At 48.0% G+C, this 17831-nt stretch carries 15 protein-coding genes; 6 read left to right on the forward strand and 9 right to left on the reverse strand.

Features of this window, described 5'->3' with window-relative positions:
- Positions 1-27 precede the first annotated feature (27 nt).
- From rapZ to ACI0FF_RS03480, 4 genes are read right to left on the reverse strand one after another with little or no spacing between them, the layout of a single operon-like run.
- Positions 28-879, reverse strand: a complete 852-nt coding sequence (gene rapZ / locus ACI0FF_RS03465) for an RNase adapter RapZ (RefSeq protein ID WP_419798746.1) — start codon at positions 877-879, stop codon at positions 28-30.
- Positions 876-1310 carry an HPr kinase/phosphorylase gene (locus tag ACI0FF_RS03470; RefSeq protein ID WP_419798747.1) on the reverse strand — a complete coding sequence of 145 codons (435 nt, stop codon included), beginning with the start codon at positions 1308-1310 and terminating at the stop codon, positions 876-878. The genes rapZ and ACI0FF_RS03470 overlap by 4 nt, the downstream gene beginning before the upstream one ends.
- Positions 1307-2920 (reverse strand): stimulus-sensing domain-containing protein, encoded by a 1614-nt coding sequence (locus ACI0FF_RS03475; RefSeq protein ID WP_419798748.1) that lies wholly within the window; start codon positions 2918-2920, stop codon positions 1307-1309. Before ACI0FF_RS03475 ends, ACI0FF_RS03470 begins: the two co-directional genes overlap by 4 nt.
- Before the next feature lie 6 nt (positions 2921-2926).
- A complete protein-coding gene (locus tag ACI0FF_RS03480; RefSeq protein ID WP_419798749.1) occupies positions 2927-3637 on the reverse strand; it encodes a response regulator transcription factor in 711 nt (236 codons plus the stop codon).
- Positions 3638-3727: 90 nt separating this feature from the next.
- Here ACI0FF_RS03480 and ACI0FF_RS03485 point away from each other — a divergent pair, with 90 nt between their 5' ends.
- The 5 genes from ACI0FF_RS03485 to bcmE all read left to right on the forward strand — a co-directional run bounded on the left by ACI0FF_RS03485 (position 3728) and on the right by bcmE (position 9775).
- Positions 3728-4420, forward strand: coding sequence for a HugZ family protein (locus ACI0FF_RS03485; RefSeq protein ID WP_419798750.1), 693 nt, complete (start codon positions 3728-3730; stop codon positions 4418-4420).
- A gap of 286 nt (positions 4421-4706) precedes the next feature.
- Positions 4707-6317: a phosphoenolpyruvate carboxykinase (ATP) gene (gene pckA, locus ACI0FF_RS03490; RefSeq protein WP_419798751.1), complete on the forward strand. Its 1611-nt coding sequence runs from the start codon at positions 4707-4709 to the stop codon at positions 6315-6317.
- Positions 6318-6469: 152 nt separating this feature from the next.
- Positions 6470-7474, forward strand: coding sequence for a hypothetical protein (locus ACI0FF_RS03495; protein WP_419798752.1), 1005 nt, complete (start codon positions 6470-6472; stop codon positions 7472-7474).
- Positions 7475-7540: 66 nt separating this feature from the next.
- The gene (gene yaaA, locus ACI0FF_RS03500; protein WP_419798753.1) at positions 7541-8314 is read left to right on the forward strand and encodes a peroxide stress protein YaaA; all 774 of its coding nucleotides are present in this window, start codon (positions 7541-7543) and stop codon (positions 8312-8314) included.
- A gap of 63 nt (positions 8315-8377) precedes the next feature.
- The gene (gene bcmE / locus ACI0FF_RS03505) at positions 8378-9775 is read left to right on the forward strand and encodes a thiamine pyridinylase (RefSeq protein WP_419798754.1); all 1398 of its coding nucleotides are present in this window, start codon (positions 8378-8380) and stop codon (positions 9773-9775) included.
- A gap of 157 nt (positions 9776-9932) precedes the next feature.
- Here the strand turns inward: bcmE and ACI0FF_RS03510 are convergent, their stop codons facing one another.
- Both ACI0FF_RS03510 and ACI0FF_RS03515 read right to left on the reverse strand, forming a co-directional pair.
- Positions 9933-10223 carry a GIY-YIG nuclease family protein gene (locus tag ACI0FF_RS03510; protein WP_419798755.1) on the reverse strand — a complete coding sequence of 97 codons (291 nt, stop codon included), beginning with the start codon at positions 10221-10223 and terminating at the stop codon, positions 9933-9935.
- 30 nt (positions 10224-10253) lie between these two features.
- Positions 10254-11177 carry a glutathione S-transferase family protein gene (locus tag ACI0FF_RS03515; protein ID WP_419798756.1) on the reverse strand — a complete coding sequence of 308 codons (924 nt, stop codon included), beginning with the start codon at positions 11175-11177 and terminating at the stop codon, positions 10254-10256.
- Between the two features lie 101 nt (positions 11178-11278).
- Here ACI0FF_RS03515 and ACI0FF_RS03520 point away from each other — a divergent pair, with 101 nt between their 5' ends.
- Positions 11279-12187, forward strand: coding sequence for a LysR family transcriptional regulator (locus ACI0FF_RS03520; protein ID WP_419798757.1), 909 nt, complete (start codon positions 11279-11281; stop codon positions 12185-12187).
- A 57-nt stretch (positions 12188-12244) separates the two neighbouring features.
- On the opposite strand, the gene ACI0FF_RS03525 is transcribed toward ACI0FF_RS03520, so the two are convergent.
- From ACI0FF_RS03525 to ACI0FF_RS03535, 3 genes are read right to left on the reverse strand one after another with little or no spacing between them, the layout of a single operon-like run.
- Complete coding sequence (locus ACI0FF_RS03525) at positions 12245-14287, reverse strand: DUF7408 domain-containing protein (RefSeq protein WP_419798758.1); 2043 nt, start codon at positions 14285-14287, stop codon at positions 12245-12247.
- A complete protein-coding gene (locus tag ACI0FF_RS03530; RefSeq protein WP_419798759.1) occupies positions 14284-16947 on the reverse strand; it encodes a DUF4159 domain-containing protein in 2664 nt (887 codons plus the stop codon). Before ACI0FF_RS03530 ends, ACI0FF_RS03525 begins: the two co-directional genes overlap by 4 nt.
- Complete coding sequence (locus ACI0FF_RS03535; RefSeq protein WP_419798760.1) at positions 16935-17831, reverse strand: DUF58 domain-containing protein; 897 nt, start codon at positions 17829-17831, stop codon at positions 16935-16937. Before ACI0FF_RS03535 ends, ACI0FF_RS03530 begins: the two co-directional genes overlap by 13 nt.

Raw genomic sequence — 17831 nt, forward strand, 5'->3', positions numbered from 1 at the left:
AAATCTCGTTTAGCGCGCTATCTTGGTTTAGTGTGCGCGGTTCGTCAACTCACGATGTTGCAATTGCGCATTTTCACCACTTTCTTGCAACCACAAACATAATTTACGTGCGATATAGACAGAACGATGTTGCCCCCCTGTACAGCCGATTGCAATCGTCAGGTAACTTTTGCCTTCTGCGCTATATCGCGGCAACAAGGGGTGAATTAAATTTTTCAGATTGACGAGAAAATCGGCAAATCCATCGTCTTTTTCGATATAGGCACCAACTTGATCGTCTTCCCCGGTTAAAGGGCGCAAGGCGACATCATAGAAGGGGTTGCGCAAGAATCGCACATCAAAGACCAAATCAGCTTCGCGCGGGATGCCTTTTTTATAAGAAAATGACGTGACAAAAACGCTCAATGGCTTTTTATCGCTAAGGGCATATTGCCCCTGTAATATACGTTTACAGTCCTTAATCGCCATTTCTGTCGTATCAATAACCAGATCAGCCCGTTCGCGCAATGGGGCGAGAAGTTGGCGTTCGTGGCGAATGCCGTCTGCAACGGGGCGATCTTCGGCGAGAGGGTGTCTGTGACGGGTTTCAACGTAACGGCGCTCAATTACGGTGTTGTCGCAATCCAAAAAAATGAGGGAGAGATCAAGCCCGTCTTGCGCTTTTAGAAGGTCGAGTTCTTCCAGTAAGGGAGAAACACCAAACCCACGTGTGCGGATATCAACGCCAATGGCCAGCGGGGCATCTTTGCCTACCAGTTGCCCCAGCAGGGATAAGGGCACGCCGTCGATGGTTTCATAGCCCATATCTTCCAGAATTTTCAGGCTTGTTGTCATGCCTGCGCCGCTTAGGCCGGTGACAACCAGTACGTTTTGCATCATTCGATCCGTTCTATATGTCCCAGTGCGATTGCGAGCCCTAAGGAAACTTTGGCAGCAGCACTTTGTTCAAAGGGATTGAGGCGAAGGTGTGCAAGTTCAACCCCTTCTATTTCCATATGGGAGCGCTCGGGCATACGTTCCAGTTCTTCTGCGGGGCAAAGGTCGACCACCAATCGAAGGGGGGCGGATTCTAGACTTTGCAATTTAAGAATGCCCAGATGACGCACTTCAAACAAATCTTTGATGGTCGCTGGTGCGAAGGCAATCATTTCGTTGCCTTTTTTTATTAATTCGACCCGGTCATCGCTGACAAGGCGGGCGCCCTGTTCGATCAGGCGCAAGGCAAGGTCGGACTTACCGGACCCGCTGGGGCCGCGTAGTAATATGCCTTGTTCGTCAATCGCGATAGCTGTGGCGTGAATTTGGCTCATTTGGCGGGTAAGTTCACGCGAAAGCGTGCTCCTTTAATTTGTCCGGCTCCGATGCGGTTTTCGGCAATGATTGTACCGCCATGAGTTTCAACAATTTGTTTGGAAATGGCAAGCCCCAGACCGGAATGATTGCCGAAATCATCACTGTCCGGGCGTTCGGTATAAAATCGCTTGAAGATTTTTTCTTCATTGCCGGGGGGGATGCCGGGGCCTTGGTCATCCACGATGATCTCAATGGTGTCTTTGTTTTTTTTCAGACTCAAGGTGATGGTTCCACCCGCTGGGGAAAAGGTTAGAGCATTGCCGATCAGGTTTTGAAAAACCTGTACGAGCCGCCCGTCCATGCCTTCCACAATATAAGAGGTTTCCGTGTCGGCTTTTAAGACAAGGGCCGGTTCGGTTTGTGCTGTCTTATCCGTCTCGATTTGTGTCTGACGAATATCGACCAGAGTTGAAAGCATAGCTTTGAGGTCAAGTTTTTCGGCCTTGGCTCGCGACATTTCTGCATCCACGCGGGAGGCTTCGGAAATATCGCTGATCAAACGATCCAGACGCGACACATCATGTTGAATAATATCCATCAGGCGTTTTTGTGCATCCGGGTTGTTGATATGGCTGACCGTTTCAACGGCGCTACGCAAGGATGTCAGTGGATTTTTTAATTCATGGGAAACATCGGCGGCAAAGCTTTCAATCGCATCCATGCGTTGCCAGAGGGCTTGTGTCATTTGGCGCAGGGCGGCAGATAAATCGCCGATTTCATCGTTGCGATTACTCAGGTCAGGGATTTCATCGCGCTGGTTCATACCTGTGCGCAATTGGTGTGCCGCTTTTGAAAGTTTGCGCAAAGGGCGTGCGATTGTTCCTGCAAAATAGAGGGACAGCAAAATCGTTACCCCGAAAGAGAGCAAAAAGACCTTGAAGATGTGCAGGCGAACATCGAACAAGGCGGCTTCAATATCTTCTGATCCCTTGGATAACATCAAAGCGCCGAGAATATGTCCTTCGCGTGTGACGGGAACGGCAACAGAAATCATGATCCCGCCATCGACTGTTTCGCGGATCATGCCGCCGTATTCACCATCCAGTGCCATCCGGGTTTCGGGAAAATTTTTGGCGCTTTGCATGGGGGGTTCGATATACAGTGGTAGGTCTTGTTCCCCAAAAATCACGCGGGAACTGAATTCCTGGGCGAGGCGTAAACCCTTTTCAATCAAGCTTTCGTTTTGGTGAATGGGGTTGTCGGCGCTGCGTAAAATTAATTCACCACTATCAGCCATCAACGAACCGTCCAATGCAAAGAGACGTGCACGCGTACCTTTTTGCACCAGTCGGGCGACCATTTGACGTGCGACACTGAAGACGAGCTTGTTATTGCGGTTGAGTTCACGTTGCTTGATTGAGGCCCCTTCGCCCAAGGCCGCAGCAAACATTTCACCTTGAATTTCAAGGCCGGAAACTTCACTGAGGATCAAGGCGCGGCGATATTCACCCAGATAGAGAATACCAATGACCAAAATGCCAAGCGCAAGCATGTTGACGGCCAGAATGCGTAATGTAATCGGTGAAAAAACACGTTTCGGGCGCTCAAAGCGGGCAAAAGGTTGCATGGTGGATTATTCCACGTTTTCGCGGTAACGGTAGCCAACCCCATATAGGGTTTCGATTTGGTTGAAATCGTCATCGACCAGTTTAAACTTTTTACGCACGCGCTTAATGTGGCTGTCGATGGTGCGGTCATCCACATAAATATGTTCGCCGTATGCGGCATCAATCAATTGATCACGGCTTTTAACGTGGCCGGGATGACGCGCAAGGGATTCCACAATTAAAAATTCGGTCACGGTCAGATTGACATGTTCTTTTTTCCAGGCGCACAGATGGCGTCCTGCATCCAACAGCAAAGGACCGCGTTGCATGACATCCTTTTCATCCCGTTCTTTGCCATTTTGCTGGCGAATGGCATCTTGGCGACGGATCAAGACACGGATGCGTTCCAGCAAGAGGCGCTGGGAAAAAGGCTTGCGGATGAAATCATCCGCCCCCATGCGAAGGCCGAGTAGTTCGTCAATCTCATCGTCTTTGGAAGTCAGAAAAATAACAGGAACATGACTTTCTTTACGCAATTGCCCCAACATTTCCATGCCATCCATGCGGGGCATTTTGATGTCCAGAACCACAAGGTCGGGTGGATTGCTGGTGATGCCGGCAAGACCTTCTTCGCCATCACGGTATGTTCTGACAGTATAACCTTCAGCCTCCAATAAAATGGAAACAGAGGTGATGATGTTGCGGTCGTCATCTACAAGTGCGATTGTATGTGCCAAGGTTTCGTCTCAATCGGTTAGCATGGGAAATTTGAATGACTATATGGTCCTATGGCAGACAGGGTCAATGAAAAGAAAAGGGGAAAGCAAATGACCACAGGATTTGAAGCGCGCAAAATAGTCCGTTCTTGTCGAAGCGGTGCTTTGGCGACATTAGATCGCAATGACCAATCACCCTACGTTTCCTTTTGTGCAACCACCTTTGATATCTATGGCCAACCGTTGTTTTTACTGTCAGACTTGGCCGATCATACACAAAATATAAATGTTGAACCTCGGGTCTCGTTTTTATGTGAGCAAGCCTCAATGCGCAGCAACCCGCAAAGCGGCCCCCGCGTGACATTGGTGGGAAAGGTGGAGACGGTGCGACAGGATGATCTGGTTGCGCGATATCTGGAAATTCATCCATCGGCAAAGATGTATGCTGAATTTAGCGATTTTAACTTTTACAGACTGATTGTTGAAAAAGCGCATTTTGTAGGTGGGTTTGGTCAGGCAGAATGGTTGCAAGGCAATGATTATCTGGGCGACTCGGCGGCTTTCTTGAATTTTTCCAAAGAACAAGAAGGCGTAATTTCGTACCTTAATACCGAATTCCCGCAACTTTCAACGATTTGCGCAATAAAATTACTCAAACAGCCGGGGGAGGCTTGGCAACTGTTGCGCATCGACGGGGATGGAATGGACTTGAAATTAGTTTCAAGGATAATTCGTTATCCTTTTGAAAAAGAAGTCAAAACAATGGAAGAATTAAAGAAAGTTGTGCACGATATTTGTTCGTGAAACTTTTGTTGCAAAAAAAACGAAATAAAAATGCAATGAGGTGGTTGTCTCTCCGGCCTGCAGAGGTTATTCTCCGCCCGCTTTTTAAGCAGGGGTGCTTTTTGTTATGGCACTCACCTTTTGAGAGAAGGAAAAGTGGTCATTTCCGAGGGGAGATTGTTTTGTCAAAGTCTTGTTGTGCTATATTTTGATTTAACAAGATTTTTATGAAAATTACTCTGTAACGATGTGACTTTATGAAAAAACACGGCACCAAAGCTTGCAAACTATGACACCGGAGTTGTAAATGAGCCCGACCCAAACGAATATCGACCTGTCGAAGTACGGTATCGAGAACGTCCAAGAAGTAGTCTATAACCCTTCATATGATCTTCTCTATGCAGAAGAAACCAAAGCTGGCCTGGAAGGCTTTGAAAAAGGAATCGTGACTGAGCTTGGCGCAGTTTCTGTTGATACGGGCATTTTTACCGGTCGCTCTCCCAAAGATAAATATTTTGTGGAAGACGATACATCTCGCGATACCGTTTGGTGGGCTGATCAAGGTAAAAACGATAACAAAGCGATCTCCGAAGAAGTTTGGGCAGACCTGAAAAACCTTGTGACGACACAATTGTCCGGCAAGCGTCTGTTTGTGGTCGACACATTCTGCGGTGCCAACGAAGATACCCGTCTAAAAGTACGCTTTATTACAGAAGTCGCTTGGCAGGCTCACTTCGTTAAAAACATGTTTATCCGCCCTTCTGATGAAGAACTCGTTGGTTATGAGCCCGATTTTGTGGTGATGAACGGTGCAAAAACATCCAACCCGAACTGGGAAAAGCAAGGATTGAATTCTGAAAACTTTGTAGCGTTTAATCTGACAGAACAAATTCAGTTGATCGGCGGTACATGGTATGGCGGCGAAATGAAAAAAGGTATGTTCTCTATCATGAACTACCTGTTGCCGCTTAAAGGTATTGCTTCCATGCATTGTTCTGCCAACGTGGGTGTAGATGGTGATACGGCTGTTTTCTTTGGCCTTTCCGGTACAGGCAAGACAACTTTGTCCGCAGATCCGAAACGCCAGTTGATCGGTGATGATGAACATGGTTGGGATGACAACGGTGTCTTCAACTTCGAAGGTGGCTGTTATGCGAAAACGATCAACCTGTCCAAAGAAAACGAACCCGATATTTACAACGCAATCCGCCGTGATGCGTTGCTGGAAAACGTTGCGGTCACTGAAGACGGTAAAATCGATTTTGATGACAATTCGAAAACAGAAAACACACGTGTTTCCTATCCGATTTATCATATTGAAAATATCGTCAAGCCGGTTTCCAAAGCGGGTCATGCGAAGAAAGTTATCTTCCTGACAGCCGATGCGTTCGGCGTTCTGCCCCCGGTTTCCAAATTGACACCGGAACAGACACAATATTATTTCCTGTCTGGTTTCACAGCGAAACTGGCGGGTACTGAGCGTGGTATCACTGAACCGACACCGACGTTCTCTTCTTGCTTTGGTGCTGCGTTCTTATCCTTGCACCCGACAACTTATGCGAAAGTTCTGGTTGAACGCATGAACGCGTCCGGTGCAGAAGCCTACCTTGTGAACACAGGTTGGAACGGCACAGGCAAACGGATTTCCATTAAGGATACACGCGCAATCATCGACGGCATTTTGGATGGATCTATTGAAGGTGCAGAATTCAAGCAACTGCCGTACTTCAATTTGGCAGTTCCGCAATCTCTGCCCAATTGCGACCCGAACATCATGAACCCGCAAGACACATACGCTGATGTGGCTGAGTGGGAAGAAAAAGCCAAGAATTTGGCTGCCATGTTTGTCGATAACTTCGGTCGTTTCACTGATAACGAAGAAGGAAAGAAACTGGTTGCAGCGGGTCCTGCACTGTAAAATACAGTTCAAGCGCCTTATAAGTTCTCGAAAAACACCTCGTATCCATTTGATGCGGGGTGTTTTTTATGCCTTTTTTCTTAAGAAACCAATTGCAAGGTTGGCTTGTCCGAGACACATTAAGAGTATGACTATTGTTTTAAGAGGATGTGATGCAAAACCGGGTGGTGACATTAGAGACAACAAAGGCTTACGGGGAAGCCTTTAATAATCGTGACCTTGCGGCGATTGCGGATCTTTTGGATGATCAGAATGTGATTTTCAGCCGACAGGAACAAAGTACCATTATTGGTAAGGAAAATGTTCTGCGCCGGATCAAAACACTTTTTCAACGTACCGATGAACGTAATCGAAAGCTGGAATTGATCAGCGCCATTATTGATTTGGGCAACAGTAAAGCGCGTCCTTGTCTTTTGTGTTTGATGAACGGCATTCCAGTTGCCGTCTGTGTCATCAGTTGCAAGATCAATGGCAAAATAAATGCGATTGCTATTTTGCTGAATGGGGCGGTTGTTTCAACGGCACGTCCGACGGAAAAGAAATATTCGGACAAAGGGCAATTGCCGGCAGAGCCCAGCCGTAAGGCAGTTTTAGCCCTGACGAAAGCCTATATTACGGCTTTTAACAAACGTGATCTAAATGGCTTATCTGATATGCTGGATGAAAGTCAGTCGGTTTTTACGCGAACGGATCAGGAAGCCATTGTTGGACGCGATGCCATTTTAGACCGGGTGCGGGATTTGTATCGTCGTCTGGACAGTTATGGACAGGATTTAACTGTGGTTAATGGCATTATTGATCATAAAGAACGTAAAGCTTGGCCTTGTTCCATCGGTGTTTTAGACGGCAGTGTTATTTCAATTGCCATGTTAAGTGCAACGCCGACCAATTGTATTTCGGAAATCAACGTGATCCTGACGCCTGCGATTGTGGAAAAAGCCCGCCCGACAGAACCTTTACCTGAACCCAAAAAAGAACATCCGGATGCGGCAGTTCTGAAAGAACGCGAAGCTTGGTTATTGGATCGGGCTAAGAAAATTGAGCGCATTATGAAACGGGACGGGCGTTTACCCCATTTGATAACCAAGCAAATCCGGGTAGAGCAGCAATTGGAAAAAATTGCTTTTCTCAAACGGAAGCTCGGCATAAAGACTTGATCAAATGTGTGTTTGGGATAAGTTTAGACTTATTCTGAATGTCTTCCTAAGAAAAGGTATATAATTATGTTCTGTGTTGTTTCTCCTGCAAAAAAACTGGATTTTGATACGCCGGTTTCTGGTTTGCCCCATACGCAGCCCTATTTTCTGGAAGACACGGAAGAACTATCAAAAACAACATGTAAGCTGACACGGGCTGATTTATCACAACTGATGAAAATCAGCGATGCATTGGCCGATTTGAATCATGCGCGTTTTCAAGGGTTCTCAACACCATTCACTCCGGATAATGCCAAGCAAGCCGCATTGGCGTTTAGCGGTGATACATACGTTGGTTTGGATGCCAAAAGCTTGAATGAAGACGATTTTAAATTTGCCCAAGACCATTTCGGGATTTTGTCCGGCTTTTATGGTTTGCTGCGCCCGTTGGATTTAATCCAGCCTTATCGTTTGGAAATGGGAACACGGCTTGCCAACCCACGCGGTCATAATCTGTACGATTTCTGGGGAAGCCAAATTTCTCAACGTTTAAATGATGTTTTAAAAGACCAACCGCAAAAGATTTTGATCAATTGTGCCTCCAACGAATATTTCAAGGCCGTGGATAAGAAGGCACTGGATGCAGAAGTTATCACCCCTGTTTTTAAAGAGATTAAGCAAGGTGTGGCAAAAACCATTGGCCTGATGGCAAAACGGGCCCGTGGATCCATGGCGCGCTATATCATTCAGAACCGCCTTGAAGACCCGGAAGGGATTAAAAATTTCGATCTGGGTGGGTACACTTATCGCGAAGACCTTTCAAAAGGTAATGACTGGGTCTTTACAGCGGAACGCGATTGACCGGTTGAAAGTAAAGCTTGAGTGTGTTCTGATATTTGCAACCGATATAATGTGGAGGCAAATATGGGACGGACTTTTCAGGTTTTCTTGGCAATATTTCTTTTCATATTTGGGCTGGTTGTACAGTCCCCGATTGCCCGTGCCGCAGATAGTTTAACCGTCGGGCTTTATCCGTGGGTACCGCGTCTACAACAGTTTCAGGATGCAATTTCGACGCAATGGGCAAAGGTTCAACCCAATGTGAACTTGCATTTTTTGACATCCGATGAATGGGACGGTGGTTATCATATGAATCCACCTGCCAATGCCGATGTCTATGTTATGGATGCGATGTTTTTAAACTATTTCAACAGTATTGGATCGGTTGATCTTTTGCAAGATGATGAAGTTCTCAACAAACAGGATTTCTTTGATTATGCAATTGATGGGGTAAAGAATCCGTCCGGTGGATATCTGGCAGTCCCTATGCTGGGATGCGCCAATGTGCTGTTTTATCATGAAGATGATAGCGCGGTTGCGAGCGCACAAACCATCAGCGCGTTAAAACAAACCTTAAAGACCTGTACCTTCACCAGCATGGTGCCGCCGGGACCACGGGGATTGATGATTGATATGCAAGGGGCCTCGACAGCGGCGTGCCGCTATATTGAATCCGAAGCTGGTATTCAGGGTACCTGGCCCATCAGCCTGCCGGAAACCATTGATCCCACAGCGATGGGTTTTTTGCGCACCATGATGGATATGACCAGTTTTTATAATGCAACCAAGGCTGGGGACAACACCTATAACCGGGGCACATGGTATAGCGAAGGATATGGACGGGTCTTTGTCGGATATACCGAGACATTTTCCGCCATGTCAGCACAGACACGGGCGACGACAAAAATTAAACCGTTCCCCGCATCTGACAATGCCGATGCGCCGACCATGTTTTATTCCGACCTGATTGCGATTAACCCGACCAGTGTCAGCCGTGGAACACGCGATTTGGCGGTTCAACTTGCCAATGTCATTGCGGATGCGCAAACCATTACGGCCAGTATCGGCCCCGGTGATGGCAAAGGTTATCCACAATATCTGATGCCTGTGCGCCCCAGTGTGTTTGATACGCTTTCTCAGACCTATCCGAAATATCAGGAAATGAAGGAAATGGTGGAAAACAGTAATGCAACCCTGTTTTCGCTGGATAGCAATTCACGCGATTGGTTTGATGCCATGCAGGATAAAATTCTGGCCGGCACAAGGGCCGATTATGCGTGCGGGTGCGATATTGAAGCCGTCTATCCGATCCCCGATAATGCGCGTGCGGGGGCGATTTGTCCACAAACCTGCGCCCCACATGGCGGTTGGAATGGTCAATGGACCAACCAGTATCCGGCGGCACAAAATGGTTCTGTCTGCGGGTGTAACACATGCCCACCGTCTGTCGAGCAAGAGATGACACCCCGAGCCAATGATTGATGATTTAAATAGAGACATTGTATGCAGAAAATTCAGATATTGCCCTTGACGCTTAAATGGATCCCGGATCTGCGCGAACGCTTGTCCGGGATGACGGGAGGAAAAGTTTGGTAAAAACGTCATCCCGGCCTTGAGCCGGGATCTATTATTGCGACACTTACATTGAAAGTTTGAACGATAAATCCTGCCAATAAGGATTGTGTTGTTCAATAAGCTGAATTTTCCATTCCCGTCTCCAGCGTTTCAGGGATTTTTCACGACGAATGGCATGTTCCATGTCGTCATACATCTCGAAATAAATCAGATTTTTTAGTTTGTAACGTTTTGTAAACCCATCGAAATATTCATTTTGATGTTGATAAAGTCGATGTAATAAATGGGACGTGACACCGACATAAAGTGTGCCATACGGTTTGTTTGTCAGGATATAAATACAAGGGTGCTTCATATCCCCGCTTATGAATGGCCCTGAGCTTATTTACCCCCGACCATGCGGTGCGGTGAAATCAATTTCCGGTCCGGCAGGAACCACGCCTGTGGGGTTGATGGTATCGTGACTGGCGTAGTAGTGGGTTTTGATATGGTCCATATGGACGGTTTCGGCCACGCCGGGAACTTGATAGAGGTCTTTCAGATATCCCCATAGGTTCGGATAATCGACAATGCGTTTTTTATTGCATTTGAAATGTCCGACATAGACAGCATCAAAGCGCACAAGCGTGGTAAACAGGCGCCAGTCGGCTTCGCTGATATAGTTCCCGACAAGATAGCGGTTTTTCGATAAGATATTTTCAACCTTATCAAGGGCGGCAAACAGGTTTTCAAAGGCTTCTTCATAAGCATCTTGCGTGGTGGCAAAGCCTGCCTTGTACACACCGTTGTTGATGTTGTGATACACGAATGTATTGATCTCGTCGATTTCGGTCTGCAGGGCTGCGGGATAGAGGTCATCGCATTCTTTTGTCGCAAAATCATCAAAGGCAGTATTGAGCATCCGGATGATCTCAGCCGATTCATTACTGACAATCGCGTTGGATTTTTTATCATACAAAACGGGTACAGTGACCCGACCCGTATAATCAGGTTGAACGTGAGTATAAAGAGTGTGCAGGGGATTACGATCGGGGAGCATCCAGCCGTTTTCTTTCATAACGGGATCAACGACAACCACATCAATGATATCTTCAAGCCCCTTAAGTGCGCGGAAAATAAGCGTGCGGTGTGCCCACGGACAAGCATAGGAAACATAAAGGCGATAGCGATCGGCTTCGGCCTTGAAACCACTGCTACCATCCCGACTGACCCAATCGCGAAAACTGCTGTCTTGGCGTTTGAACTTTCCGCCAGTGCTTTTGGTATCGTACCAAGTGTCTTGCCATTTGCCGTCAACGAGTAGGCCCATTTCCTATTCTCCTCTTGTCAAAATTCATGCTGCATGATGTACTGTTCGACAGAAAATGATAATGGGGCAATTTGGAACATAATTGTTTCTATGAGGAAACGATGAATAATCTGACAGGCATGATGATTTTTGCACAGGTGGTGCAATCGGGTAGTTTTTCAAAGGCGGCAGATGATCTGGGGATGTCGAAAAGCTCGGTTAGTAAGAAGGTTACCTTTTTAGAAGATCGTCTTGGTGTTCGATTGTTAAACCGGACAACGCGCAAGCTGAGCTTAACCGAAGTCGGACAGGTTTTTTATGAACGCTGTGAACGGATTATGAGCGAGGCAGAAGAAGCCGAACTGGCCATTACCCGTTTGCAGGACGAGCCGCGCGGGCATCTTAAAATCAGTGCCCCGGTCAGTTTTGGTGTGAAACATCTGGGGCGACCACTTGCGGCCTTTATCGGAAAATACGAAGACCTGAGCGTCGATGTGCAACTGAATGACCGTTATGTTGATATTGTGGACGAAGGGTTTGATCTTGCCATTCGCATCGGCCGTTTACCTGATTCTTCCCTGATTGCGAAGAAAGTCGGATCCAGCCGGATGGTTGTATGTGCCTCCCCCGACTACTGGCAAAAACATACCAAACCAACGCACCCCCGCCAATTGGAAGATATGAATTGTTTGATTTATACCCTGTCGCGCAATAGTGGCGGGTGGTCTTATCAGGAAAATGGCAAGACCCATTTGGTGAAGATTGAAGGAGATGTGAAAGCCAATAATGGCGATATAATCCGTGATATGGCAGTAAATGGGGCCGGGGTTGCGGTTTCACCTGCATTTATTGTTGGGCGGGAATTGGCAAATGGTGTTTTAGAATCCGTCATGGAAGAATATGAGGTTGAACCGATCAATATTTATGCGGTTTATCCCCATAATCGACATTTATCCGCAAAAGTACGCCTGTTTGTGGACTTCCTGAAAGATTGGTTTGGCAATTGTCCTTCGTGGGAAGATATTCGTTAAAGTTTTAATTTTATGCAAATGCGTTGTCGCTACCTGATTTAGGTTGCTCGGGATTTGCTAACGGCTTTCGCGCCACCATGCCAAACACCAGAAAGCGGCGGCCCCCATCAGGATCATCCAGAGGGGAACGAGATTGCTGCGCTTTATGCCAAGCACGCTTTCTTTATGGCGCTTGGGCAGACCGATCCAGTTTCGACCAACCGTTTCGCTTTTGACGGAAACCCGTTGCAACATGGGCATGTCGTCTTCCAGCCAATGCAGGCTTCCCCCCAGTTTTTCAGCAAGGGGGCCGATCAGGGTTTCGCTTGCGCGGGGATCTTCCAGTTCTTTCGGGTTCAGGCTGCCTTTGATTAACGTGGTCCGATGTGTTGTATCTTCTGCGTGATAAATGCCCATTTGCGGGGCATTCAGCTGTTGCTTAAAGATCCCTTTGCCTTGTGCTGTCAATGTGACATTTTGTTGTGTCCCGTCGGGAAAGGTGATTTGAACGGGCGGGTTTTCAGGTGTCAGGCTGTGACGGATAATTTCGATGGTTTGTTCGTCTTTTTGTTGCAGGCTCAGTGTGTTTTCTTCCAGTTCCGGTTCTTTCATCAGCCAGTGTACAAGGTTGCGCACCAGTGCGTTATGGGGACCGCCCCCGTCAAACCCACGCGCCCAAAGCCAAAGGTGATCGCTTAAAAGCATGGCAACACGGCCCTGTTGAATGCGGTCCACGACCAAAAGCGGTTGTTGATCTTCGCTTTGCAGAATGGTTTGACCGGAAATGTTTTGACTGTTCACAATCCGCATCCATCGACCCCAGTCTTTTTGCGGGCTGCTGAGTTGGGTTGTGATGGGGTGGCGTTTGCCCAGTTCAGTTTTTTGCAAGCGATAGGGAGTATCGTCTTGAATTTGTCCGTTGGGCAGGGCAGGCAAGACGGTTTTTAATCCGGTCTGGGCAAGGCTGCGCGCGCCTGCGAAATCCGGTCCGGCAGATATTAACAGGGCACCACCTTTTTCAACATAACGCACGATGTTTTGAAAATAGCTTTCGTTCAGGACATTATGGCGATAATAACGATCAAAAATAATCAGGTCGAAATCATTAAGTTTTTCTTCAAAAAGTTCGCGCACCGGAAAAGCGATGAGAGAAAGTTCATTTAAGGGTGTAAAGTCTTCTTTTTCCGATGGGCGCAAAATGGTGAAATGAACCAGATCAACAGCCGGATCGGACCGTAAGATATTGCGCCATGTCCGTTGCCCCTGATGAGGTTGCCCGGACACGAGCAAAACACGTAAACGGTCACGCACACCATTGATCGTCAGGGCGATTTTATTGTTGTTGAGGCTGAGTTCATTTTCAAGGGTCGGCGTTTCAAGTAAAAGAACCTGTCTTCCGGCATGATCTGCAATATAGATCGTTTCTTGAACGCCGTCTTCTGCCGGGGTGAAACGTTGCTTTTTGCCATTTTCATGTAGCAGAAAAAGCGGTGCGTTTGCATTGGGCTGTGCATTGTCCAAGACACGAACACGCAGTAAAATGGGTTTGCTAACGATGGCATAGCGCGGCGCATCGACAATCTCAATGCGACGGTCTTTGTCTTTTTTACTGCCTGTCAGCAAGACATGAAGAGGACCGGGCAGATTGGATGCGTCCTTCAGGTCGTGAATTTGACCATCGGTGATGAGGACGCTACCAGCGTATCGATCAGGATCAATGGTGCCAAGGGCTTGTTTTATCCGATTAATGATGCGTGTGCCTGATTTTTCCTCGTCGGGTTGGGGCGCTAAATCAATGGTTCGAACTTCCAGATCTTGATAGGCAGAGGCATCTGTCTTTAACTTTTCAACGGCCTGTTGTCCTTGTGCCCTGCGGTCCCCAAGGGATTGACTGGTGGAGGTGTCATTTAGAATAAACGCGATATCTTTTTCTTGTCGGGTGTCCGTGCGCGTTATTTGCGGGACACTCAGGGCCAGAAGAACGAGGATAGCACCCAGCAAACGCAAGATGGCCCCACGCTGTTTTTTTCGTATCGACAGGACTGTTAAGACGCAGACAATTCCGGCCAAACTGAACAACGACCAAAGGGGGAGAAGGGGCGTGAATGAAATTTCCGTCATAGGCCCAACCTTTGCAAAATGGCGGGGATATGGACTTGATCACCTTTGTAATTCCCACTCAGGATATACATAACAAGGTTGATACCAAACCGTATGGCTTGTTCGCGTTGTAATTCACCCCCTGGTATGACGGGATACAAGGGGCGTAGATTGTCATCGCGTGCCCAGGCCTGCACCCAGGCATTGCGACCGATTAGAACCGATGAAACGCGATCGTTTCGGGTGTCGCCATCACTTTCCACCCAAATCCCATCAAAATCAAAACGACCGGGGAAACGCTGCAACAGATAAAAGGCACGTGTCAGAACGTGGGTTTCCCCCACAGGGTCTAACGGGGCGATATCCAAATTTGTGGTTGCCTGCGCCAATAAAGCGGGGCGATCTTGGCCCATTGTATCAAACAGGATAAATCCACCGGTTTTTAAAAAACGATTGAGCTTTTCGGTTGCTTGCGGACTGAGGGTCGTTTGTTGGTCTTCAATCGCCCAATAAATCATGGGAAAGAGGGAAGGGTCATCTTTTTCAGGATCAAACGCCATCGCCGGGGCAAGCTCAACGGCGGTGCGTCTGCGCAACACGGCACCCAGACCGTTTAATCCCCGTTTCAGTGTCTCGTTGAGTTGTGGATCAGGAGTTTCCATGTAAGCCAGCCGCATCTGATTGGCGGCAGCCAAAGCCTTGTTCCAATCTGTTTCACCATAGGCTGGTAGGGTAGTAAATAGGACAATGCCAAGGGCTGCACTGTTTATAACAGCAGCAGTTTTAAACCGAATGCTTAAGAGCCAGTCAAGCAATGCAAGCAAGAAGGCAGCAAATAAGAACCACAGGGAAAAGTCTTGTTCGTTTTCCTCGTGAAAGGTGCGCTGCGTGACAGTTGGCGGGATTGAACCAAGGACGGTGATGTCTTTGACAAAGGGCCCTAAATTATAGGCTTTTGGGGATTGAGAGGAACCGTATAAACCGGGCGGATGGGAAGCGTTGGGGCTTTTATTTTCCAGTTCATTTGATGTAAGGGGCGTAAATTGCGTGCTTGCGGCACTTAGAAAACCATTTCTATCAAACAGGCGGTAAGGAGAGAGCGGCCCGTCTTGCAAAACCGTGGTGTTACGTGTGGTCAGGCTTAACAGCCTTTTCAACATTTGTTCAAAGGTACCGGATAAGGGAAGTTTTGACCAACCGGGTACGGCTTCGATATGGAAAAGAATACTCCATCCTTGGCCTATTTGTGAGGCTGTAACCAACGGGGTCCCATCACTGAGACGTGCCCATGTTTTTTCGCTTAAATCTGCACTGGGGCGCGCAAGAATTTGTTTATTGATCGAAATGTCGTCCGGTACGGGTAAACCGAAAAACGGACTGTGACTGTCAAAGGGAGCCAAGCGATGGGGTTTATCCCAACTGAGACTGCCGCCAAAGGTACGTTCACCGGGTAAGAGTTGGACAGGTAATAAGGGGTCGAAGGGTGCCCCATCTTTTGTGTCGTTTTTTTGGGCGCTGGCAAAACGCACAAAGATACCGCCTTGTTGTACCCAGTTTTCCAACCGTTCGCTCTGTTGGGGGGGGAAGGCTGTGTAATCAACATCAATAATCAGGTTGATCGATTGGTCCAACAGATCGTTTAGAGATGCGTTTTGAATATGGCTGTAAGGGGCAAGGCTTTTTTCAACATAGTATGACGGGGCGAGAAGTGCCTTATCGCTGCCCTTTGGTGCAATCAGGCCCACACTTTGATCGCGCCACTTTTCATCCAGCAGATATTGCGCGCCGGGGTTTGTAAATCCGGCAATGCGAATGCGTTCTGTCCGACTTTTCAGTTCTTGTGGGATATCGATAAATTGTTCGTGAACTTTCTCGCCAGCGTTTAATTCATATTTCTTTTGCAGGAGAACCTGTGCCTCCCCATCCAGAAATTGAAGCTCCAACGCTTTGTTTGAGGGGAAGGTCAGTTCCGTGAGGCCAATGTGGAAACCTTTGCCTTTACGTGTGACGTTATGAAGAACGGGTAACGGGGGAAGGGTGCTTTCCGTAATATATTCGACATCCCCGATTTGCAGGAGGTCTTGTAAAAAAAGGTTTTCTTGTGGATCGCTAAGGCCATTGGATATCCAGCTTATTTTGGGCCGTGTTGATAACGTGGATTGCAATTCTTTGATCGAATGCAACACCGCTTCATGCGCGGTTGGCCAAGGGTGCGCAGACAGATGTTCCGCTTCATAAACAAGGCGGCTATGTGGCTTTTGTTCAAACGGTACAGGCTGGCTGGTTCCCATAATATAAACGGGCTGTTCTGTATTTTTTGCGCCTGCGACCAGTCGCAATAGTTCCTTATGGCGTTGATCCCATCGATCCATGACCGACCAGTCATTATCGATCAGAATGATATGGGGAACTTGATCAGTTTGATTGGATTGTGTCGCATTTAAAACAGGGCCGGCCAATGCGATAATCAAACATAAAAGCAGCAAACACCGCAGCAAGAGAACCCACCACGGCGTCTTTGCTGCCAACAAGCGCTGGCTGGTTAATTCTTGCAACAGCCGAACCGCCGGGAAAGGAATGACTTTGGGCTTTGGCGGTGTGGTTTTCAGCACATACCACAACAGCGGTAAAAACAATAAGGTGCTGAAGGCCCACGGGGCGGCAAAAGTTAACCCTTCCATTGCGTCCCCCGTCCTTGGGTGATGGAAAGGTAAAGATTGAGAAGGGCACTTGCGGCTGATTGTGAGGTATCGTGTCGCTGGAAGCTCCATCCCAAGGAATGAGCTAACAGGTTCAAGGTCTGGCGGCGAGCTTTCAAACGTTCCTTGTAGGCATCGCGCACGGTTTCAACATTTCCGAAATAAGCACTGCCTTCGTTTTCCAAGCCTTGAAATTCAACCCGTCCGTCAAAAGGAAGGCTTTCTTCGGCTGGATCCAGTATTTGGATCATATGCCCGCGCAAATGGCGGCGGCTATAGCGTTTCAAGGCTTCTTCTATTTCCGGTAAGGGGGAGAGGAAATCACCGATCAGGACAAGTTCACCGTGGCGAGGTAAATGGGCATGTTCGGGCAGGCTTTGCAGGGTGTCTTTTCTGCTTTGATTACGTTCCAGTATGCTAGCCAGACGATAAAGGGCCGCACGCCCGCGCCCCGGCGGGTTGGCATCCCCCAATAGGGCGATTTGTTCACCGCCGCGCAGCAGAAGGGAAGCAAGGGCCAATGTGATCAATTCCGCCCGATAACGTTTATCTACAAGGGTCGGGGAGGAACTGTAATTCATGGAGGCAGAAGGATCACGCCATAACCAGACGGTTTGTGCGGCCTCCCATTCATATTCGCGCACAAAATGATGTTGGGTTTTGGCAGATTGCCGCCAGTCGATTGCGCGGGTGGACTCTCCGCTTTGATAGGGGCGAAATTGCCAGAAGTTATCGCCTTGTCCCCGCCGCCTGCGACCATGAATACCTTGGGCGACGGTGGCTGCAACGCGTTCAGCCTCCACCAACAATGGGGGCAGTCCGGCGCATTCGGCTTCTGCACGATGTATGGTGGGGTGGGGTGGCAT

The organism is Terasakiella sp. 4MB5A (assembly GCF_050058155.1).
GTDB lineage: Bacteria > Pseudomonadota > Alphaproteobacteria > Rhodospirillales > Terasakiellaceae > Terasakiella > Terasakiella halodenitrificans.